Origin of the sequence: Aquiflexum sp., from assembly GCF_041751335.1 — a bacterium.
Lineage (GTDB): Bacteria > Bacteroidota > Bacteroidia > Cytophagales > Cyclobacteriaceae > Aquiflexum.
In genome coordinates, this window is the sequence record NZ_JBGSXS010000352.1 from 1 (window position 1) to 21,946 (window position 21,946).

A 21,946-nucleotide genomic window follows, 5' to 3' on the forward strand; every position below is an offset into this window, starting at 1 on the left:
TCTTTTCCCAGTAATCCTTTCTTACTGTAAAGACGTTCTTTCAAACGTTCACTCATCTCAGGATCATTTAAGATATCCTTAATTGTCTTTTTATTGTTCATCTTGTGTAAAGTTAGCAGACACACTTAAATGAACAGTCTCATTTGGGGTCTCTTTTGTGGTTTATGAAACATCCCTTATTTTCCAAACAAAGAACCTAAGTAATGCGCACATAAAAACGAATAGCACCATTCTCTTCAAACTCATTGAAATTGAATGTGAATTTTTAAATTTTGTGATTTTCCAATCTTCCAATCCAAAAACCTTATTTTTGCGCCCATGTCAAGAAAAATGAAGAACAAGGTTGTCACGAACCTGCGGATAGAAAGGATTGCCACGGAAGGGAAATGTGTGGGTCATCACGAAGGAAAAGTTGTTTTCGTACAGGGAGTGGCACCGGGTGATGTGGTGGATGTAAGGATAACCAAAGGCAAAAGTTCTTTTATGGAAGGGGAAGCTGTTCATTTTCATGAGTACTCCAAAGATAGGATTGAGCCCTTTTGCTCGCATTTTGGAACCTGTGGGGGATGTAAATGGCAGCATATCAATTATGACTTACAAAAAAACTACAAAAGGCAGCAGGTTGTCGATCAGTTTGAGAGAATAGGAAAAGTCGAAAACATGCCGGCAGTACGTCCAATTTTGGGATCTGAAAATATTCAATATTACCGCAACAAACTTGATTTCACATTTTCCAACAACCGTTGGCTAACTCGTGCAGAAATAGATTCAGGAGTAGCGTTTGAAAGGAATGCTTTGGGATTTCATGTTCCCAAAATGTTTGACAAAATTGTGGACATAGACCATTGTTATCTACAAGGAGATATTTCCAACGATGTCCGGAATTCCCTGAAAAATTTTGCCTTAAAAGAAGGTCTGACATTCTATGATTTAAGAAAACAGATAGGCCTATTACGAAACCTGATCATCAGAACCACCACTACGGGTGAGTCCATGGTCATTGTGCAGTTTGGAAAAAAAGATCCTGAAGAAATCGCAAAGGTGATGACATTTTTAAATGAAGAATTTCCACAGATCACTTCATTGCTTTATATCATCAACCTGAAAGGAAATGAGACATTCAATGATCTTGAAGTCGTCACCTATGCTGGAAAGGACTATATAGAAGAAGAAATGGAGGGGCTAAAATTCCGCATTGGTCCCAAGTCCTTTTATCAGACAAATTCAAAACAAGCCTATGAGTTGTATAAAGTTGCTCGGGAATTTGCGGATTTGAAAGGGAATGAAGTAGTCTATGACCTTTATACCGGTACGGGCACTATTGCTAATTTTGTCGCCAAACAAGCCAAACAAGTCATAGGAATTGAATATGTGGAAGCAGCTATTGAAGACGCCAAACTCAACTCTAAGGTCAACGGCCTTGATAATACCCTTTTTTATGCGGGGGATATGAAGGATTTGCTCAATGATGAATTTATTGTTCAACATGACCGACCTGACGTCATCATTACTGACCCTCCCAGGGCAGGAATGCATGAGGATGTTGTCAGCATGCTTTTGAGACTTGAAGCGCCTAAAATTGTCTATGTTAGCTGTAATCCAGCTACCCAGGCAAGAGATGTAGCTATTTTGGCAGAAAAATATACTGTGGACAGCATACAGCCTGTCGATATGTTTCCACAGACCTATCATGTTGAAAATGTTGTACGATTAACCTTAAGATCATGATTTCAGATTTCAATGACCCCGAATTGAGTGGGAAATACTTGGGTACCATCACGAAGGATTTCATACAAGTTTCAGAGATACTCAAAGAAGCCTCCTATCAGGTCAGAAGTAGGAAATTTTCCTCCTATCCCATATTTCCCATTTCAAAAAACGAACAGCCCATAGGCCAGTTGCTACTAGGTAAAATAGAGAAAAATTTAGATTGGAACTACTACATTACATATTTGGATGAATTTTTACAAAGAAAACTTATTGCAGAAGAATTGGAAGAAGATTTCAAAAAAGCCTACAAAGACCCTGATGAATTTTGTTGTCTGTTCGTCGTGGATGGAGAATTTACAAGTTTTGTGTATGTGCCATACCCTGAGGATTGACAAAATAATCCATAATTAAAAATTTCATTATTCATAAAAAACATAAAATTAAATTTTAATAACTGATATTTTCAGTTATAATTATTGTTTCAAATACAATTAATGCTTTACTTTAATAGAAATTCTTTTTTCTGTTAATGGAAAAGAAAGCAGCCCAAAATATGCCCTATCTGGTATCCCAATTAAAAGAAGGGAGTGAGATTGCATTTACTGAGCTTTTTAGATTATTCAGACCTAAGATTTTCAATACGGCAAAAAAAATGTTTCTATCAAGCGAAGATGCTGAAGAGATTCCCCAAGAGGTTTTCCTGATTATTTGGAAAAATAGAAAAGAATTAAAATGTGAACTTTCCTTTAATGCCTACTTATTAGCCATTCTTAAGTCGCTGATAATTAAGAAATCACGAAAAGAAGCTCGAAGGATAGCCTATGAGAAATATGCTATCAATTTTTATCAGGATGTATCAGAAGATTCCGAAAGTATTTTAGAAAACAGAGAAATGGAATCATTCGCTTTGGCGGCTGTGGCAAAACTCCCTGGTTTCCAAAAAGAAGTCTATATTTTGAAAAACCAAGAAAATCTTGGAACGGAGGAAATTGCGATTAAAATGGGGATTTCAAAACGAACTGTTGAAAATCACATCTATAAAGCCACAAAAACGATCAAAAAATCATTGATGTCAAAATATTTAATACCCATTAAACCAATGACCATTATTACCATTTTTATACTTTTCAAGCCTTTATTTTTTTGATTTTGCAATTTCAGTATTTGATAATTGTAATAAACACAATTATTTATTTTTCAGTAAGTAAAATAAAGGAATACTGGCTATATATGTTAAATGTTTAGCCAATGAAATTCAGTGAAAACGATATTGAAAAATTTTTCAGCGGAAAGCTTTCCGAAAAAGAGGCTAAGGAATTTCTAACATGGCTGCATTCTAGGGAAGGTGAAAAAGTCTTTAATTCCCGTATTGACTATTTATGGAAAAATCAAATAGAAGGGGACCATGTAAAAAAGGGGGTTGATCAACATACCGCCAATGATATCCAAATGCTCAACCAAAGAGGGAGCGATCGAAAGGTGAATGCTGCCCCTTCAATATATTTTAAAATTGCTGCAAGTTTTTTGGCCATTTTTACCATCAGTTATTTATTATTTTTAAACAAGCCTATTTGGTCCAATGAAAACCAAATTGTCGATATATCCCCAAAGGAAATTTTAAAAAGTGCCCCAAAAGGACAAAAATCAAAACTTACACTTCCTGATGGTTCTATGGTATTTCTGAATGCCGAAAGCTCCATTAAATTCATGGATGATTTCAAAGTTAATAGAACCATTCACTTAAGTGGTGAGGCATTTTTTGAAGTTGCTGAAGACAAAGACCACCCCTTTAAAGTAATTACCGACAAACTTGTCACAACGGCCTTAGGCACAAGCTTCAACATCAAAGCATACGAAAATTCATCAAAAATTGAAGTCAGTTTGGCCAGTGGCAAAGTAAAAATTGCCGATGTGTCAAGAGACTCCCAGATTGAAATAAACCCAGGAGAAGGGATCAGCTATCAACCTAAACTTGGAGAATTGGAGTTGCAGAAAGTAGATATCCAAAGTATTTTAAATTGGAAAGAAGGTATTCTGCAATTTGAAAAACTTCCCCTGCCTAAGGTTATCGAAATACTGGAAAGATGGTATGGGGTTGATATTGAAATCAAAGGAAGCAATCATTCCCAAAAAATCAAATGTACCGGGACATTCAAACCCAATGAATACCTATCAAATGTATTGGATGTCTTGGGGCACTCCATTGAATTTGATTATGAAATAAACGGAAAAAATATAACACTGAATTTTAAATAAGCATGCCTATGAAGAAAAGACAAAAGAAGGTTCTGAACGATGTAATTCCTTTTTCTGAAAGAACCAATAATCGCCTAAAATAGGCTTTAAAAGGAAACTTATCTTAAATTATTGTTGTACAAATCAACCCAAAATATGATACCATCACTTTACCAAACAATGATTACAATCTTTAAATGTGCACTATTAAGCACCATTTTTATGATTGTGTCTTTAAATGCAGCATTTGCTGAAAGCAATTCGGGACAGGTAAAAAGTATTGATGAAGTCTTCATCAAACTGGATATCAGGGAAGGCAATTTGGAAACCATTCTAAATGCCATCGAGAAAAAAACGGATTACAGCTTTTTTTATACCGAAAACAACATCAGGGACGACGAAAGAATCAAATTGGATCTTTCCAAAGGTACTGTTGCTGATTATTTGACCGAGGTAGCAAAAAAGAAACATCTGCACTTCAAACAGGTCAACAACATTATTAGTGTTCGGTCTCTTGATAAGAAAACCATCAAGAATAATATCTTTATTGAGGTTGGCCCAGCGGATGTGATAGTTTCTGGGACTGTTACAAGCAAATCGGGAGAGTCATTACCCGGTGTTACCATTTTTATAGCTGGAACAAGTACCGGAACCGTGACTGATCTTAACGGGAATTATCAATTGAGTGTCCCTGAAGGAGCCACATTGATTTTTTCCTATATCGGTTTTGCAACCCAGCGAATACCAATTGGCAACAGGTCCCAGATAGACGTTGTGATGGAAACAGAGTTAAGAGGGCTGGAAGAAGTTGTCATCACTGCTTTGGGTATTGAAAAATCAGCCCGAAGCATTGGTTACTCGGCCACCAATGTATCTTCAGACGAACTGGCTATCAACAGGACACCCAATATTATGAACACACTTCAAGGTAAAGTCGCAGGTGTTAACATTTCTGGTTTAGGTACTGGTCCTGGAGGCACTTCGAAAATCCGGATCCGTGGGCAATCTTCAATTGCAGGTCAAAACAGTCCCTTAATCGTAATTAACGGTGTTCCAATTGACAATACCAATTTTGGTTCAAGGACTGGAAACCAAGGCTCGGATAGTTCTATCGGAACCAGGGGCGGCGGAAACACTTCAGATGGTGGTGATGGATTAAGCAGTATAAATCCTGATGATGTTGAAAGCATGACGGTACTTAAAGGTGCTGCCGCTTCGGCTCTTTATGGATCCAGGGCCAAGGACGGGGTAATTATGATTACCACCAAATCCAAAGGAGACTCCCAAGGAATAGGAGTGACTTATAACCTGAATTATACCAATGAAGCCCCACTTGATTTTACGGATTATCAATATGAATATGGCCAAGGAGAGCAAGGTTTAAGGCCCACTACTCCTAATCCTACCTCAGGACAATGGTCTTTCGGAGAAAAATTCCAACCCGGAATGACTCAGGTGCTTTTCGATGGGCTCACAGTGCCATATCAGCCTGTAAGAAACCGGGTTAGAGATTTTTTTAGAAATGGTCAAAACACGACCAACTCAATCACCCTTTCCTCAACCAGCGACAAGGGAGGAATGTCCTTTTCCTTTGCGGATATGAACAGCAAAGGTATTGTGCCAAACAATACCTTTAATCGAAAGACTGTAAATTTGGGTTTTACCTACGATTTGAGTCCCAAACTAAACTTTAGAGGAAACATCAATTATTCTGTAGAGAATAATAAAAACCCACCAAATGTAGCTCAACAAGACAACACCATACCTGTTGCGTTGTATAATCTTGCCAACTCAATGCCACTTGACGTTTTGCGTGACAATGCTGTGGATGAAAATGGCAATGAGTTTGTCTATTCCCGATTTAGAAACAGGACCAATCCCTACTTTACCTTGGAAAAACAATTTCAAAATATCAAACGGGATAGGATTTTTGGAAATGTTGCAGTCAACTATAAATTGCTCCCATGGTTATCGGTTATGGGTCGAGTTGGGCAGGATTACTGGTCCAGGGATCAGGAAATCAACAATTTCCCAACGGGACAAGCCTCAAGGGCAGCTGCACCTGCAGGGTTTGTCAATGGTCAATATACCCAGGAAGCCAGGAGATTCAGGGAAGTCAATGCTGATTTCTTGTTGACCGCCAATCAAACCTTTGGGGATTTTGCTGTAACTGCCAATTTTGGTGGAAATCACATGTACCGAAGATCAGAAGTCAACAGTGTTTTGGTCGAGGATTTTGTGGTAAGGGATTTATATACGGTCCAAAATGCTCGGATAAAAGATCCGATTTATAACTTAAGTGAAAGAGCAGTCAACTCTTTATATGGATTTGCTGAATTTTCATACAAGAACTTGCTCTTCCTCCAAGGAACCGTAAGGAACGACTGGTTCTCTACGCTTTCGCCGGCAAACAGAAGTATTTTGTATCCTTCGGTATCAACCAGCTATGTTTTTACGGAGAATTTAGGAACAACAGGTTGGCTGAATTTTGGAAAACTTCGTTTGGCTTATGCTGAGGTTGGTAGTGATGCGGATGTGGGACCTTACTCCAATGTTCTTTTCTATGGGATCAATGCCAACCTGTTCCGGGGACAGCCTGTAGGAGGTACCGGAGGGTCAGTCCCCAACCCCAACTTAAGGCCAATGCGAGTAGCAGAAACTGAAATAGGACTTGATTTGATATTGTTCCAGGGCAAAGTAAGCTTAGATTTGGCCGCTTACAATAAAATAACTACCGATCAGATTGTCAATGCCCAGATATCAAGTGCTTCCGGGTTTAACAACACAGCTATCAATAGTGGGAAAAGCAGTAACAAAGGTATTGAAATGCTCCTCACAGTGGTACCTATAGAGAATAAGAATTTTGTATGGGAGTCATCCTTCAATGGGGCCTATAACATCACCAAAGTCATGAGCCTGCTTACCGATACTCCTGGTGAGCGGATAACCGTGGGAACCCATTCCTTCAATGGTGAACTTAGGCAGGTGGTCGGAATGGAAATGGGGCAAGTAACTGGATTTGGATTCAGAAGAGATGCCCAGGGGCGTCAGATTTTTGGTGCCAATGGATTGCCCTTAAGAACTGAAGATCTTGTCAATTTTGGAAGTGCATTGCCAAATTGGGTGGGAGGATTCACCAATTCCTTCAATTATAAAGGAGTATCCTTATCCTTCCTCATTGATTTCAAATTGGGAGGCACTATGTTGTCCGGAACCAATTTCAATGCAGTAAGACATGGTCTTCACAAAATGACTTTGGAAGGTCGGGAAGGTGGTGTAGTTGGAGATGGTGTCAATCTCCAAGGAGAAGTCAACACCGTAGCAGCCCCTGTGCAGTCTTATTGGGAGGTGGTGAGGTCTCAGGCCTTGGTAGAACCGGTCATATATGATGATGGTTATTGGAAGCTACGGCAAATCACTATGGGTTATGATTTTACCAAACACTTGCCAGAAAGATTTCCGGTTAGATCGCTAAGATTGAATTTGGTAGCCAATAATGTTTTGATGCTCAAAAAATGGGTGGATAATATAGATCCTGAAACATTTGGATTCTCCTCGGATAACTTAGCTGGAATGGAATCAACTGGGCTTCCTTCTACAAGAGGTTTGGGCTTTAATCTTAATGCTAAATTTTAAAAAAGGAAATCATGAAAAAAATATATAAATATGTATTTATAGGTCTTTTTCTAGGCTATAGCACAGGATGTGATCAGAATTTTGACGAATTGAATACCAATAAGGTGGACGCAACTGCTATTGATCCGGCATTTATTTTGAATAATGCTGTACTGAATTCAGGATATCCCGGAGGAGCACTTGTTTATGATATGGGAATAGTCCAGCAGATTATCTCTCCAAATTCAGGTGTGCTTACAGGTGCGAATTTTAATCAGGACAATAGAAATTCTACCGGGTCACTTTGGGGAAGTTATTATGGTGGTGTAATCAAAAACACCAGAGATGTCATGTTCCGGATCAAGGATAATCCCTCCCGAAACAACTTAATGCAAATGGCCAGAATTGTTCAAGCCCGGGCATTTATGATGTTGGTGGATACTTATGGATATATTCCGTATTTCCAAGGAGGAGGTGGATTCAGCGATCAGATTTTCTTCCCAGTATATGATGCACCTGAGGTAGTTTATGCAGACATCATCAAGGAACTTGAAGAAGCCTCTGTGGCATTGAGTGCTTCCGGAAGGATTGAAGCTGCTGATGTGCTTTACTTTGGTGACATTTCCAAATGGAAAAAGCTTGGTTATTCCCTTCTTTTAAGAGCAGGAATGAGGATGAGCGAAGTCAATCCAGGTACTGCACAGCAAGTGGTATCAAAGGCATTTCAAGGAGGTGTGATACTTACCAATGCTGACAATGCTGTGGTCCTTCAAGATGCAAATTATACCAACGGAATTGGAAATACCCTGAATTCAACAGAGGCATCAAATTATTACATGACCGAACCATTTGTCAATTTTCTCAAAAACAGCAACGACCCAAGACTTTCTTCCATTGCTGTCAGATATGTTGGTGCCAGATCAGGACCAGAACAACAACCTGCAGTTGCCAGCACTGCTCCTGCCTTACAAATCGGAATGCCAATGGGTAACGATGATGCAGGTGCAGTTCAAGCTGCAATCGATGCTGGTTTGGCAAGTTTCTATGAATTTAGTCAGATTGACAGACTGAGGGTTGGAAGCAGGTTTGCACCTACATTCTGGGTTACTGCCTCCCAGACATTGCTGCTGCTTGCAGAGGCACGGCAGAGAGGTTGGATTACTTCAGGTTCGGCAGCTGAATATTTTGAAGCCGGTGTCAGAGCTCATATGAATCAGATGGCAAGTTTTTCTCCTGCTTCAGCCATAGCGCCCGCAGATATTGATACATACATTTCAGCAAATCCTTTGGTGGTAAATACTGCTTTGGAACAAATCAATTCTCAATATTGGGTCTCATCTGTCATGAATGGCCCAGAGGCCTGGGCCAATTTCAGAAGAAGCGGATTTCCTAACCTTGCCCCTAATCCATTTGAGGGTAGAGAAGTTCTGTTTATTAATCGGCTGACTTATCCTAACTCTGAGATTTCGGTCAATAGCGAAAATGTGCAGGCAGCTATTGCCGCGATGGGACCCGATAATTTGGAAACCAAGATATGGTGGGCTAAGTAATTGTCATGGAAGGTCCGGGAATTACTGGACCTTCCATACAATTTTACTTTCGTTAACCGTATGAAAATTTTACATTCCTTCGATATTTCACACATACCTTACACTCTTCATGAATAAACTAATACTATCCTTATTGCTTTGCTTAATTTCAATCCAATCCGTTTTACAAGCCCAACAAATCTCTAAAGAAGAAATGCTTTTTCTAACCCAGGAATGGAAAGGGGAAAGATTTGAGGACGGGAGACCAAAAGTTTCTGATGACCTTCTGAAAAGGATGAGGCTAGTCACCCACGATGAAGCCTGGGCCGTTATGAGAAATGCAGGATATAAATATCAGTATGCTGATGGTTGGCAAATCATCAATCCTGACAGTATTTTGATAGGGAGGGCGGTCACTGCTACATTTATGCCCGGCAGACCTGATATCCATAATGCCATAGATGAAAGAGGAAAGAAAGAAGGAAAGCGAGGTCAAAATTCCTGGCCTGTTGACCTTTTGGTAAAAGGTGATGTGTATGTCGCCGATCAATTTGGGATCCATGTGGATGGACCAACCATTGGAGATAACGTCGGCAATGCTATATACGCCAAATCCGGAAATGGTATCGTCTATGATGGTGCTGTAAGGGATGTAACAGGTTTAAAAGAAATAGGTGGATTTACGTCCTATTTCACAAGCTATCACCCCTCCCACCATAACCAACAAGGAAACCTCAATACTATGCTGATTGGCATCAATAAACCTACCAGAATACGGCAGGCAACTGTCATGGCTGGAGATATTGTATTGGGAAGAGATGGTGGAGTTTCATTCATTCCGGCACACCTTGCTGAAAAAGTCGTAGTCACCTCTGAAGTAGTCAGGTTACGGGATATGTTCGGCCATGAAAGATTGAGAGTTGGAATTTATACCGCTGGTCAGATTGATACAAGATGGTCAGATGAAATAGAAAGGGATTTTTCAGCTTGGCTTAATGAGCATATAGATGAACTGCCCATTCCAAGGGAACAGATTCAGGAAATTTTAAAAAATAGAACTTGGTAATTTTCATATTCAAAAACTCTCCTCATGGCAACAGAAAACAATAGACGCTCATTTCTTCAAAAGAGCTTGATGGCAGGATTTGCCTCATCTATGGTCATTCCAAGCTTTGGTTCAGGTCTAATAAATGCTGTAGAAAATGGTCCCCGATATTCAAATCCTTCTGATTTGAAAATTACAAGTATCAAAACAGCCTATATGAGCGGTCATGGCACCCATATGTTTGTGAAACTGACTACGAATCAGGGAATTACTGGATATGGTGAGGCAATGGATGCTGTCAGGGGTACCTATGGCGTTGCAACAGGAACGGTGGGTTGGGACAATATGACCCAATTTCTGATCGGTCAAAATCCTCTTGAAATCAATAAAATCGTAGAGCAAATCCTCAGAAGAGGTCATTTTGGAGGTGCACAGGGAGGGATGTATGTTGCTGTATTAACAGGAATTGAAATTGCACTATGGGATTTGGCCGGTAAAGCTATGAATCAGCCGGTTTATCGGCTTATGGGTGGAAAATTCAGGGATAAAATCAGGCTTTATTGTGATAGTGCCAGTAGTTCCGAAAGTCCTGAAGAAATGGCTTCAGGAGCAATGGATGTAAAAAATGCCGGATTTACAGCCATAAAATTTGATATTGATTGGGCCGGTGATCCTTCAAAACAAGATGAATTTAACAGAACAGCTTCAAATGGTGAAATCGATCGGATGGTGAAACAGATTACCGCCGTACGTGAAGCCATTGGAATGAATATGGATTTGTGTTTGGATGCACACAGTCGGTATGACCTTCCATCAGGAATTCAGATTGCAAAAGAAATGGAGCAATTTAAGTTGATGTTTCTCGAAGAACCAGTCCCGGCTGAAAATCTGGATAGTTTAAGGGAAATAACCAGTCAGACCACTACACCTATCTGTACTGGTGAAAACCAATATTTAGCACATGACTTCAGGAAAATCCTTGAAAAGAAAGCTGCGGATATTGTGATGCCAGATTTACATAAATGTGGGGGCTTGGGAGAAGGCCAAAGAATAGCCAATCTAGCCAACTTATACTATGTTCCAGTGGCTCCACACATGGTGGCATCTCCATTTGGTGCCATGGCCGCCTGCCATTGCTGTGCTTCCATTTCCAATTTCCTTTGTTTGGAATGGCATTGGTTCTCAAAATGGAAACAATGGGACGAATTGATCCTTGAAGCACCTTTGATTAAGGATGGATATATTCATCTTACTGACAAACCCGGTGTAGGCGTAACACCAAATGAAGATGCCATTAGAAAATATGCAGTAAAGGACGCACCTTTCTTTTAAACCTATTAAATCTTTAATTAATAAAACAACTCAAATTATGATAGATAGAAAAGACAGTAGAAGATCATTCTTACAAAAAGGTTTGGTTGCTGGTCTTACAGGTGGAGCATTGTTAAGCACATTTGGACAAGGGCTCAGTGCAGCAGTAGACAGACAATCACCCTTTTCCAACCCATCAGATTTAAAGATAACAGATGTAAAGTGCGGTTATGTAAGAGGTGCCTTATATGTTAAAATATATACTAACCAAGATGTTTGGGGATGCGGAGAGGCAGTTGATGCCATTCATGGAACCTATCACTTGGTCAAAAGATTGGGCAACCAAATTAAGGGTCAAAGTCCTTTGAACCCAAACCGTTTAGCTGAGCAAATCAGAAAAGGAGCCTTTTTTGGCGGGGCACAGTCGGGGGTATTTGTTGCAGTATTGACAGCGATTGAAACTGCCTTATGGGACATTACAGGAAAGGTTTTTGGTGTGCCTGTTTATCAATTGTTAGGCGGAAAATACCGGGATAAAATCAGAGTATATTGTGATACCGCATTGTATACTTCTACCAATCCAACACCTGCAGATTATGCTTTTGCCGCCAAAGATGCCGTTAGTAGAGGATACAATGCGGTAAAATTTGATGTGGATGATGGAAGGGATCCAAATAAATATGATAGATTCAATTGGACAGCAAACAATGCCGAAATTGATAGAATGTACAATGCCATTGCAGCCGTAAGGGAAGCCGTAGGTCCAAATATTGATGTCTGCGTGGATATGCATGGTAGGTATGATGCTGTTACTGGATTGAAAATGGCCCGAATGTATGAGGATTTGAACCTCATGTGGTTGGAAGAACCTATCCCAGCTGACAATCCTGAGGTTTATAAATCTATCACTTCACAAACCTCTACTCCTATTTGTACAGGTGAGAATATTTACCTGGCCTATGGATTTACAAGATTGCTATCCGAAGCAGCCGTAGATATTATCATGCCCGATATCCAAAAAGCAGGTGGCTTGGGTGAAGCCCAGCGGATTGCCAATCTTTCAAACCTATATTATGTGCCGTTTTCCCCGCATATGGTAGCTTCATTCTTAGGTGCCATGGCCAGTTGCCATGTCTGTGCCTCTGTACCCAACTTCCAGATCATGGAATGGCAGATTTACATGGACAAAGATCAATTGTGGAAAGACATTGTAACCTACGACGGACCTAGGACAGAGAATAGCTTCATAACCCTATCAGAAAAACCAGGTATAGGTGTGGAAATCAATGAAGAAGGTATGAAAAAATATGCTGCCCCAGGAATCCCATTCTTTGAATAAATAAAAGTTGCAATTTCCTATCGAGAAAATGGAATTTGGTTGATTCCTGTAACATCAAACTTCAATTGGTCAAAACTGTAAATCAACCAATCCTATAAATGCTCAGTGGAATTCAGAATTTTATCAAGTAAATTAATTGAACTTCAATAACTAAAACCCAATATCATGAGAAAACCAATTTTATTGGCCATTGCATTCATCGCATGCTTGGCTTATTCCACTGAAGCCCAACAAATTTCACCTACTTCAGATCAAGTAAAAATGCTGACCTCCCAATGGACAGGAGAGCGTTTTCCTGATGGTAGACCAAAGGTTTCCGATGATTTACTCAAAAGGCTGGAAAAACTTTCCATGGAAGAATCATGGGGTTTTCTAAGAAACAAAGGATATCACAACCAATATGAAAATGATTGGGTCATCATTGATGATGACAGGGTCATGACAGGTCGGGCACTTACTGCTCAATATATGCCACTTAGAGCTGATGTCAACGATCTTGTCAGGGAAATTGGTAAAAAAGAAGACCGCACCCAAGCAGGAGGAACCAATTCCTGGCCGATAGACAAGCTGGTAGACGGTGATATCTATGTGGCAGATGGTTATGGCAAAATTGTAGATGGCACATTAATAGGAGATAATCTTGGAAATGCCATTTATGCCAAAACAAAAAAAGGTGTCATTTTTTATGGTTCTGTTCGTGATATGGCCGGATTGTCTGCAATAGATGGATTCAACGGATGGGTGAAAGGTCATGATCCCTCTTATATTCAGCAAATGATGCTGACGACTATCAATTATCCTATTAGAGTTGGAAGGGCAACAGTGCTTCCAGGAGATGCAGTTCTTGCAAACAAATATGGAGTGGTATTTATTCCTGCTCATCTTTTGGCTGATCTGGTCATCAATGGTGAATTTATCATGCTACGTGATCAATTTGGTATTCAAAGGCTAAAAGAAGGTAAGTATACGGCAGGGGAAGTAGACAGCAAATGGAGCGAGACAATTGTAAAGGATTTTCTGGATTGGGTAAATAAAAAAACTGACTTACCTATGAGCCGTGAAGAACTGAATAATTTTCTTAAAGATAGGAATTGGTAATTCCTGATTGTCAAACAAACCAAGCTTTAACCTGAACATTCACAATAAACCTAGAACACCATGAAAAATGCGCTTAAGGATATAATCAAAAACACCAAAGAAATTGAAAAGCAGTATGCGGCTGAAAGATTGGCCGAAATGAACAATGTCAATACCAAAGCCAACAGAAGGGATTTCCTCAAAAAGACGGCACTTGGAGGAATGTCATTGACTGCATTGATGGGACTTTCAATGGAAGATACCATGGCCCAAACCACCTCAAAAGTAAATAAGGCCTCGGCACCTTCTGATTTGAAAATCACAGACCTCAGGTATTGTGTCACTACTGTTTTGGGCAGGACTGCAATCATCAGGATTGATACCAACCAAGGAATATATGGTCTAGGTGAGGTCAGGGATGGAGCCGATCCACGCTATGCTCTAATGCTGAAGAGTAGAATTTTAGGAGAAAACCCCTGCAACGTAGAAAAAGTCTTCAAAATCATCAAGCAATTTGGCGGCCAAGCCCGTCAGGCAGGTGGTGTTTGTGCAGTAGAGATGGCCCTTTGGGATCTTTGCGGAAAGGCTTACAACGTACCCGCATGGCAATTACTTGGGGGAAGATACAGAGACAATATCAGATTGTATGCCGATACGCCTACCGGAAGTGACCCCCAGGACCAAAAGGAAAAAATCAAATACAGAACAGAAGTTCAAGGATATTCCTGGCTCAAAATGGATGTTTCCATCAATCAGGTTAGAAATATTCCTGGCACATTGAACAATACAGAAATACTTAACCAAAATTCAAATCAATGGCAAGGTGGATATATGTCCTATGCCAATACCAAACATGCATTTACAGGAGTTCAGATTACCGAAAAGGGATTGGATGAACTCGCTAAAATAGTTCATGAAGTCCGGGAAATGGTCGGCTATGAAATCCCAATTTCTACAGACCATTACGGACACATCGATGTCAACAACTGTATCAAATTGGGCCAGGCACTTGAAAAATACACCTTGGCCTGGCTGGAAGATATGGTCCCTTGGCAGTGGACAGAACAGCATAAAAAAATAACTGATGCTTTGATAACACCCACCACCACAGGAGAAGATATTTTCTTACTTGAAAACTTCAAAGACTTGATACACAACCGTGCAGTTGACATTGTACATCCTGATTTGGCATCCTCAGGAGGATTATTGGAAACAAAAAGAATAGGTGATTATGCAGAAGAGTTTGGCATTGCCATGGCCATGCATCAGGCAGGAACGCCTGTTTCATTTATGGCAAATGTGCATTGCGCAGCAGCCACTCAAAATTTCCTTTCTTTGGAACACCATTCTGTAGATCTGCCATGGTGGGAAAACATGGTCAAAACCACTGGGGGTGATAAAATGATCACCAAAGGATACGCCCCAGTCCCTTTGACCGCACCAGGGTTAGGAATTGAATTGAATGATGAAGTGGTAAAACAACATCTTCACAAATCAGATTCATCTTACTTTGCTCCTACCACGGAATGGGATGAAAAAAGATCCCATGATAGAACTTGGAGCTAAATAGAAGGTCCATAAAAAAAGGGCTGAGTAGAAATCACTCGGCCCTTTTATTTTGGATTTTAGATTGAAGATTGTAGATTTTAGATTGTTGGAAAGAAAAGGATGAAGGAGAAAGGATGAAGGTTGAAAAATCTCTATTCCCCAATAAGCTTTGTTTCTTGCTCTTGGTTCTTGATTCTTGGTTTTTGGCTTCCCGATAATTGGGACAGGCATTGGTTCTTGGCTCTAATTTCTCGTCTCTCGCATCTCGGTTCTCGCCTCTCGCATCTCGGTTCTCGCCTCTCGTCTCTCGGTTCTCGGTTCTCGCCTCTCGCCTCTCGCCTCTCGATTCTCGCCTCTCGGTTCTCTATTCTTGCCTCTTGTATCTCGCCTCTCGCCTCTCGTTTCTCGCCTCTCGCCTCTCGCTTCTAAAACGAATCATCCCCCACCCTCAATCCTACGCTTATCCTCCGGATATTCTCTTCGATACCTTGTCCTGCGATCTAGGAAATCAATCAATAGGCGCTCCACCCTTTCATAGTCCATGTCCACAAATTGGTGATCAATGTGAAGGAGGTTGAATTCTATTATCAAGTCATCCATATCTTTGTCAGTCAGATTATATTCATTTTTGAGTGACTGCATGACAGAATCTGATTGAATTAGGTCAAGGTAATCCTGTTGACGAGAGATAAAGGCCAATTTTCTGGCATATTGTCTTTTTTGCCTCTCACTCTTCATAAAATAGGAAATGGGACCATCTAAGGTAAAGCCTGGGTTGAGACCTTCATTGTTGCTGAGACCTGAGTAAATTTTGCCCGGACCAGCGGGTCTATCACTCAAACTTCTCATACTGGACTGATTACCTGCTTTGAAAGGAATGGTTATGGCCTCTCCGTACAAATCAAATCTCGGAAGTGTCCTCGCATCTAAATAGATTTCTGTGAGAATATGAGTATCATTTCCTACCAAAATTTTTTTTGCAATGAAATAAGGTCTTGTTATCAAAAGACTGTCCCCTGTCACGCCCTTAACACGAAAGTATCCCCTCTCATTGGTCAGACTACTGTCTCTGCTCTGAAGATTGATCACCCATACTTTTTCTAGGAAACCTTTATCCATACCCTCAATGACATTTCCGGTGATGACCTGTGATTGGGCGTTGGTCTGTATAAAAACAAGACCTAAGAAAAGGGCAAGGAGAAATTTATTCACAAATCAAATTTACGCCAGTCAAGTAAACTAGAAAAGTTTTCAGCGTTAAAAGATATTAAGGACTTTTTGATCAACTCAAGACCAGAAATGGAAGGTTGACAAGAATATAAAAAAATATACGTGGGAAAGGGGGAAAGATATTTCAGGTGCAATTTCATATTTGATCGATTAAATGAGGTGTATTGGTATTAAGTTCTCAATAATATTTAGATTTTTGTAGTTATCGTTCGAGTTATTTTATGAAAAATTTTAAGCTTACGAGGTACGCTCCAACTCCAAGTGGATTTCTTCATCTTGGAAATGTTTATTCATTTATTATGACTTATCATTTGGCTAAAAAGCATCAGGCAAAAATCCTCTTAAGAATTGATGACCTGGATAAAGAAAGGGTAAAGAACAGGTATATACAGGATATTTTTGACACCCTTGACTTCCTGGAGTTGCCATACGATATAGGGCCCAAAAACTTAAAGGATTTCACTGCTAATTTTTCCCAAAACAAAAGGATGGCTCAATATTCAAAATCTTTGAATGTCCTTAAAAAAAGTCAATTGCTTTTTGCATGTGATTGTAGCAGAAATAAGATGGAAAAAATGCATCCTAAAGGATATTACACAGGTTTTTGTAGAAATAAAAAATTGTCCCTTGAGCAAAAAGAAACCTCTTGGAGACTTAAAGCAGACATGCATCAGGATATTTCCATAAAGGATTTGAATGAAGGGCATATTGTTGGAAAGCTACCGGGAATATTGACAGATTTCATAGTCAGACGTAAAGATGGCCTACCTGCCTACCAATTGACTTCAGTAGTAGATGACTTGCATTTTGGGGTTGACTTAGTCGTAAGAGGAAAAGATCTATTTGGTTCTACCTTGGCACAGGTTTTTCTGTCGGAGCATTTGGACCCAAATACATTTGCACAGAACACTTTTTATCACCATTATCTCCTTCAAGACCCAAACAATCAAAAGCTTTCAAAATCTGCTGGAGCGTCTTCCATCCAATTCATGAGAAAGTCCGGGAAAAAGAAGGAAGATATTTACAGGATGATTGGCGAATGGTTGGGAGTCAAGGAACCAATCAAAAGTTTGGAGGAGTTTGGGAGGTATGTTTGAGAGTTGAGACATAAGACTTAAAACATAAGATTCAAGACTTAGGATAGCTTTTCCTTGTCATGTCGACGTAAGGATACATCTTTTACATTTAGGCAGAGAAGACTTCTCTCTTCGTTCGAAATGACGAAGTGGAGGCCTGTGACACGATTGAACCAATAATCGCATTCAAAACAGAAAAGACCTTTGAGGTTTTGAAAACCTCAAAGGTCAAATGTCATCAATACTTCGCAGGAACTCCTTTACCTGGCAAAGTCTTTTGAATAAACTGTCTGATATCTTCATTGGAAGTAGCCAAATCTTCGGCACGTAGGTACATCATGTGACCGCTTCTATATCCTTTGAAACTTAGTCTTTCCTGCATTTTTCCGGCCGGATCCATTTGCCACATGTTGTATTTGGCATTGAAGTAATCAGTGCCACCATCAAAATAACCTGATTGGGTCATCACATGTAAATAGGGATTCTGAAGCATGGCCTGGGCCAATTGCATACCTGTATTTTCATTGCTTCTGTCCCAAGGATGAACGGGCCCAAAAAGGTTATAAGTCAGATCAGTGTCGAATTTCAAAATGTTTTTAGCATAGTAATTCATGGCTGGTGAAAAGGCGTGGTTCCAGGAAGTCAAGGCTGGATCATAATCATATCTCTCTCCTGCATCAGTTTGGTCGATACCTCTATAGCGGCTATCAAGCCTTCCAATTGTCAAACCTTTATCCCGCATCAATTCTTTCCAATAAAAGCTGGTTGGGACAGCTAGGGCATGATTCAAAATTACCTGTTCACTCAATCCCGAATAATAGGACATCTTTTTGGCTATTGCTTTTCTTTCAGCTGGATCCAAAGAACCTCCTTTCGAAATGGCAGGAATAAGGACATCTAAAGTATATTTTTCTACTTCTGGAAGTATTTCATCCAAATCTCTACTTTGAAGATCTGAAGGCAGGACTTTATGATACCAAGAAGTAGCTGCAAAGTAAGGGAGGTAATTTGCTTTGGCAACCGGACCACTTCTATCCAACCCCATAGGAGTTGGTGAAACCAATACTACTCCGTTGAAATACATCCAATGCGCATTCTGTAATTCATGGACCAAACCTGCCACCCGGGTAGTTCCATAACTTTCCCCAATCAAATATTTAGGAGAAGGCCATCTGTTTTGTCTTGTCACAAAGGTCTTGACCCAATCTGCCAAGTATTTGATATCTGTATTGATTCCAAAAAAAGTGGATCTAGGCGTTTCTTTATCAAGAATCCTTGAGTATCCGGTATTGACAGGATCTATATAAACGATATCTGCAACATCCAAAATGGAATGGGGATTTTGGCTTACTCCATAAGGTTGAAGTGGATTTCCTTCATCATCTATATTCAATTTGTAAGGCCCTGTGTAGGCTAGGTGCATCCAAAGGGATCCAGAACCTGGTCCCCCATTAAATGAAAAAACCAGTGGCCGAGCCGCTTTATCACTGACATCAGTTCTTTCATAGTAGGTGAAAAACAAGGTGGCAATAGGTTTACCATCTTCATTCCAAACAGGCATTGTCCCTGCAGTGGCTTTGTAAGGCACCCTTTTTCCTTTGATGGTTACTTCTCCATTAGTCACTGAGGCGGATTCTACCTTGATTTCCCTATTCTCCTGAGCAAATCCAAATGACAAGGCTAAGAACAACAGGCATAAAGTCAATAATTGTTTTTTCATATCTTAATTTAGTCTAATTCTCCGACTAAGATAATTGATCTTCGAAAACAGTCCTTAGGATTTATATAGATTGATTTTGAAAAGGATAAGTGGAATAATTTTCACCAAAGGCCCAAAGGCTCAATTTGAGCAATTGGGCCTTTGGTGAAAATTAGTGTTAAAAATTAGAATTTCATGGAAAGTCCGACTCCATGGTCGGAAAACCCAAAGTTTACCTTTATAGGATATAATCCAGTCTGCTTGATTTCGCTGTTGTAAATCTCGGTAGCCTTTGAAGCTCGTTTGATATAGGTACTGCTAAAAGGGATAGCTACCAAGACTAAACCTACACCAGCTGCTCCTAAGCCCCAAGTTGGCTCACTGGGACCTATCAAACCCCCAATAGTCCATCCTATCAAACCCCCACCAAGAAACGCAAAAACAGATGCAGCATCTGAATTTGATTTGGCTTGTTTCATCTCTTCAAAAGCCGCTGGATTATCTTTCATCAGCTCCAGCATATTTTTGGGTTTTAATGGACGATCTTCAAGGAAAAAACCGGATTTTCGTTGCTCAATGGGTTGGTTTTGTGCCAGAATCTGTAAAAACGGCAACAATAAAAACACAAGGGTGATCAATAATTTGTTTTTCATAAATTTAGATAGGATTAAATTTGACTTTGTTTTGAAAGTTTTGCTACGGTGTTATTGTTTATAAAACTTAATTTTGAAATTTAAAGATTGAATGAAAAGCTTTTCTTTGCAATCCTGTTTTCAAAAAGCTTAATGGCCGCTAAAATATATTCTTTCTTTAAACTAAAAAATACCCTAAACAGGGTATTTTGCATCTGGTTTTGAAGCATTTTGATTATCAGAACATTAATTATTAAAATCTTAAAAACAATCCTGTATGTCCATTGAAAAGCCGGTTTTAGATATCCTATTTGAAGATGATTTTTACATTGGAATCAATAAACCTGCCGGTATTTTGGTACACAAAACCAGCATTGCAAAAGAGGAAGATACACTATGGGCGCTTCAGCTTTTGCGTGATCAGATTGGTCAAAAAGTGTATCCTCTTCACCGAATTGACAGACCAACAAGCGGAGTATTGATGTTTGCCAAATCCTCGGAAGCGGCTTCCATTTTACAACCCCTATTTCCTACCACCGCAGTGGAAAAATATTACCTATGCATAGTCCGTGGCTATATGCAAGATGACCATGGGGTCATTAATCATCCATTAAAGAAAAAATTATATGGGGAATTACAAGAGGCCCAAACATCCTATTGGTCTCTGGCCCAAACTGAAATACCCTTTCCTTCTTCACCAAAGTATCCAACAAGCAGATATTCCCTTTTGAAAGTATATCCACATACAGGCAGGATGCATCAAATAAGAAGGCATATGGCACATGCACGTCATTATGTCATCGGAGATTCTACTCATGGAGACAACAAACAAAATAATTTTTTCAGAACTCAGTTTGGATTGGAAAACATGTTACTGCATGGTTGGAAAATAAAATTCACACAACCTTACACTATGGAAGAAATTAATCTGCAGGCAGACTTGCCTGATCATTTCCTAAAAACTATGGGAATATTGGGCCTAAATTCGGATCAAATTAAACTTTCTTCTTATTTGCCCAAAATATGATAACTGCCGAAGTGATAAACATGATCAAACTATAAATTGCAATAGGAATGGTCATCTCCGAATTTTTTAACAATGTGGCCGCAATCATAATCCCCAAGGTTCCATTTTGAATTCCTGATTCAATGGATATTGTGAGTCTCTGCCTTTTGGGTAGCAGAAACACAGAGGCCAAAAAGAACCCGACTATCAAGGTCAATAGATTTAATGAAAGCATAATTGGTCCGGTAAGGATAAAGAATTCAACGATTGAATCTCTTTCTTTAAGAATGGCAGCAATCAAAACGGCAGCAAAAATCACTGCTGAAGCAATCCTTACTGGTTTATCGGCTTTGATGGCCACAACTGGGAACCTTTTCTTTAAAAACATGCCAATAGATACAGGCACTACGGTCACTCCCATAATCTGTATAATTGTCTGCAATATTGGAAGCCTAATACTCCCTTCTTCTCCAAAAAAAGCAATGGCAAAATTGACAATGATGGGGATTGTGATAATGGTAATAAAAGAACTTACCGCCGTCAGACTGATCGACAAAGCAATATCTCCCCTCGAAAGATGGGTAATCAAGTTGGAAGTAGCACCTCCCGGACAAGCTGCCAAAATCATCACTCCTACCGCCATAGCACCTGTCAGCCCAAAGACTTGGGCTAAGGCAAAACCAAATATCGGCAACAAAATCAGTTGGTTGGTCAGACCAAGAATCATGGCTTTGGGATAAACAAAGATATTTTTAAAGTCTTTGATCGAAAGTGATAAGCCCATTCCGAGCATGATAAAAGCAAGGGCCAAAGGGAGAAAAACTGCTGTCAGAATGCTGTCTTGCATGGTGTTTTTGGGTTAAACCTTTTGGGTCTTTGAAAATTGGAAAGGGA

General features: G+C 39.8%; 17 protein-coding genes. 13 read left to right on the plus strand and 4 right to left on the minus strand.

Features of this window, described 5'->3' with window-relative positions:
- The first annotated feature begins 318 nt into the window (after window positions 1-318).
- The 11 genes from rlmD to ACEW8U_RS19385 all read left to right on the plus strand — a co-directional run bounded on the left by rlmD (window position 319) and on the right by ACEW8U_RS19385 (window position 15,427).
- Window positions 319-1,728: a 23S rRNA (uracil(1939)-C(5))-methyltransferase RlmD gene (gene rlmD / locus ACEW8U_RS19335; RefSeq protein ID WP_373523703.1), complete on the plus strand. Its 1,410-nt coding sequence runs from the start codon at window positions 319-321 to the stop codon at window positions 1,726-1,728.
- Window positions 1,725-2,102, plus strand: coding sequence for a hypothetical protein (locus tag ACEW8U_RS19340; RefSeq protein ID WP_373523704.1), 378 nt, complete (start codon window positions 1,725-1,727; stop codon window positions 2,100-2,102). Before rlmD ends, ACEW8U_RS19340 begins: the two co-directional genes overlap by 4 nt.
- A 137-nt stretch (window positions 2,103-2,239) precedes the next feature.
- Window positions 2,240-2,857 carry an RNA polymerase sigma factor gene (locus ACEW8U_RS19345; protein WP_373523705.1) on the plus strand — a complete coding sequence of 206 codons (618 nt, stop codon included), beginning with the start codon at window positions 2,240-2,242 and terminating at the stop codon, window positions 2,855-2,857.
- A gap of 101 nt (window positions 2,858-2,958) precedes the next feature.
- Window positions 2,959-3,966, plus strand: coding sequence for a FecR family protein (locus ACEW8U_RS19350; RefSeq protein ID WP_373523706.1), 1,008 nt, complete (start codon window positions 2,959-2,961; stop codon window positions 3,964-3,966).
- 201 nt (window positions 3,967-4,167) lie between these two features.
- On the plus strand, window positions 4,168-7,581 hold the full coding sequence (locus ACEW8U_RS19355; protein ID WP_373523707.1) for a SusC/RagA family TonB-linked outer membrane protein: 3,414 nt from the start codon (window positions 4,168-4,170) through the stop codon (window positions 7,579-7,581).
- A gap of 11 nt (window positions 7,582-7,592) precedes the next feature.
- Window positions 7,593-9,110 carry a SusD/RagB family nutrient-binding outer membrane lipoprotein gene (locus tag ACEW8U_RS19360; RefSeq protein WP_373523708.1) on the plus strand — a complete coding sequence of 506 codons (1,518 nt, stop codon included), beginning with the start codon at window positions 7,593-7,595 and terminating at the stop codon, window positions 9,108-9,110.
- 109 nt (window positions 9,111-9,219) lie between these two features.
- The gene (locus ACEW8U_RS19365; protein WP_373523709.1) at window positions 9,220-10,155 is read left to right on the plus strand and encodes an RraA family protein; all 936 of its coding nucleotides are present in this window, start codon (window positions 9,220-9,222) and stop codon (window positions 10,153-10,155) included.
- Between the two features lie 24 nt (window positions 10,156-10,179).
- Window positions 10,180-11,466: a mandelate racemase/muconate lactonizing enzyme family protein gene (locus ACEW8U_RS19370; protein WP_373523710.1), complete on the plus strand. Its 1,287-nt coding sequence runs from the start codon at window positions 10,180-10,182 to the stop codon at window positions 11,464-11,466.
- Between the two features lie 37 nt (window positions 11,467-11,503).
- Window positions 11,504-12,784, plus strand: coding sequence for a mandelate racemase/muconate lactonizing enzyme family protein (locus ACEW8U_RS19375; RefSeq protein ID WP_373523711.1), 1,281 nt, complete (start codon window positions 11,504-11,506; stop codon window positions 12,782-12,784).
- Window positions 12,785-12,949: 165 nt separating this feature from the next.
- Window positions 12,950-13,882, plus strand: coding sequence for an RraA family protein (locus ACEW8U_RS19380; protein ID WP_373523712.1), 933 nt, complete (start codon window positions 12,950-12,952; stop codon window positions 13,880-13,882).
- A gap of 60 nt (window positions 13,883-13,942) precedes the next feature.
- Window positions 13,943-15,427, plus strand: coding sequence for a mandelate racemase/muconate lactonizing enzyme family protein (locus ACEW8U_RS19385; protein ID WP_373523713.1), 1,485 nt, complete (start codon window positions 13,943-13,945; stop codon window positions 15,425-15,427).
- A gap of 417 nt (window positions 15,428-15,844) precedes the next feature.
- Here ACEW8U_RS19385 and ACEW8U_RS19390 read toward each other — a convergent pair whose 3' ends face one another.
- On the minus strand, window positions 15,845-16,621 hold the full coding sequence (locus ACEW8U_RS19390) for a hypothetical protein (RefSeq protein ID WP_373523714.1): 777 nt from the start codon (window positions 16,619-16,621) through the stop codon (window positions 15,845-15,847).
- Between the two features lie 239 nt (window positions 16,622-16,860).
- Between ACEW8U_RS19390 and ACEW8U_RS19395 the strand changes: the two genes are divergently transcribed.
- On the plus strand, window positions 16,861-17,736 hold the full coding sequence (locus ACEW8U_RS19395) for a glutamate--tRNA ligase family protein (RefSeq protein WP_373523715.1): 876 nt from the start codon (window positions 16,861-16,863) through the stop codon (window positions 17,734-17,736).
- A 217-nt stretch (window positions 17,737-17,953) separates the two neighbouring features.
- On the opposite strand, the gene ACEW8U_RS19400 is transcribed toward ACEW8U_RS19395, so the two are convergent.
- Complete coding sequence (locus ACEW8U_RS19400) at window positions 17,954-19,435, minus strand: S10 family peptidase (RefSeq protein ID WP_373523716.1); 1,482 nt, start codon at window positions 19,433-19,435, stop codon at window positions 17,954-17,956.
- 164 nt (window positions 19,436-19,599) lie between these two features.
- Complete coding sequence (locus tag ACEW8U_RS19405) at window positions 19,600-20,067, minus strand: hypothetical protein (protein WP_373523717.1); 468 nt, start codon at window positions 20,065-20,067, stop codon at window positions 19,600-19,602.
- A 256-nt stretch (window positions 20,068-20,323) separates the two neighbouring features.
- On the opposite strand from ACEW8U_RS19405, the gene ACEW8U_RS19410 reads away from it, so the two are divergent.
- The gene (locus ACEW8U_RS19410) at window positions 20,324-21,073 is read left to right on the plus strand and encodes a pseudouridine synthase (protein ID WP_373523718.1); all 750 of its coding nucleotides are present in this window, start codon (window positions 20,324-20,326) and stop codon (window positions 21,071-21,073) included.
- Here the strand turns inward: ACEW8U_RS19410 and ACEW8U_RS19415 are convergent.
- The gene (locus tag ACEW8U_RS19415; RefSeq protein ID WP_373523719.1) at window positions 21,042-21,899 is read right to left on the minus strand and encodes a bile acid:sodium symporter family protein; all 858 of its coding nucleotides are present in this window, start codon (window positions 21,897-21,899) and stop codon (window positions 21,042-21,044) included. The two genes, ACEW8U_RS19410 and ACEW8U_RS19415, sit on opposite strands and share 32 nt — an antisense overlap.
- Window positions 21,900-21,946 lie beyond the last annotated feature (47 nt).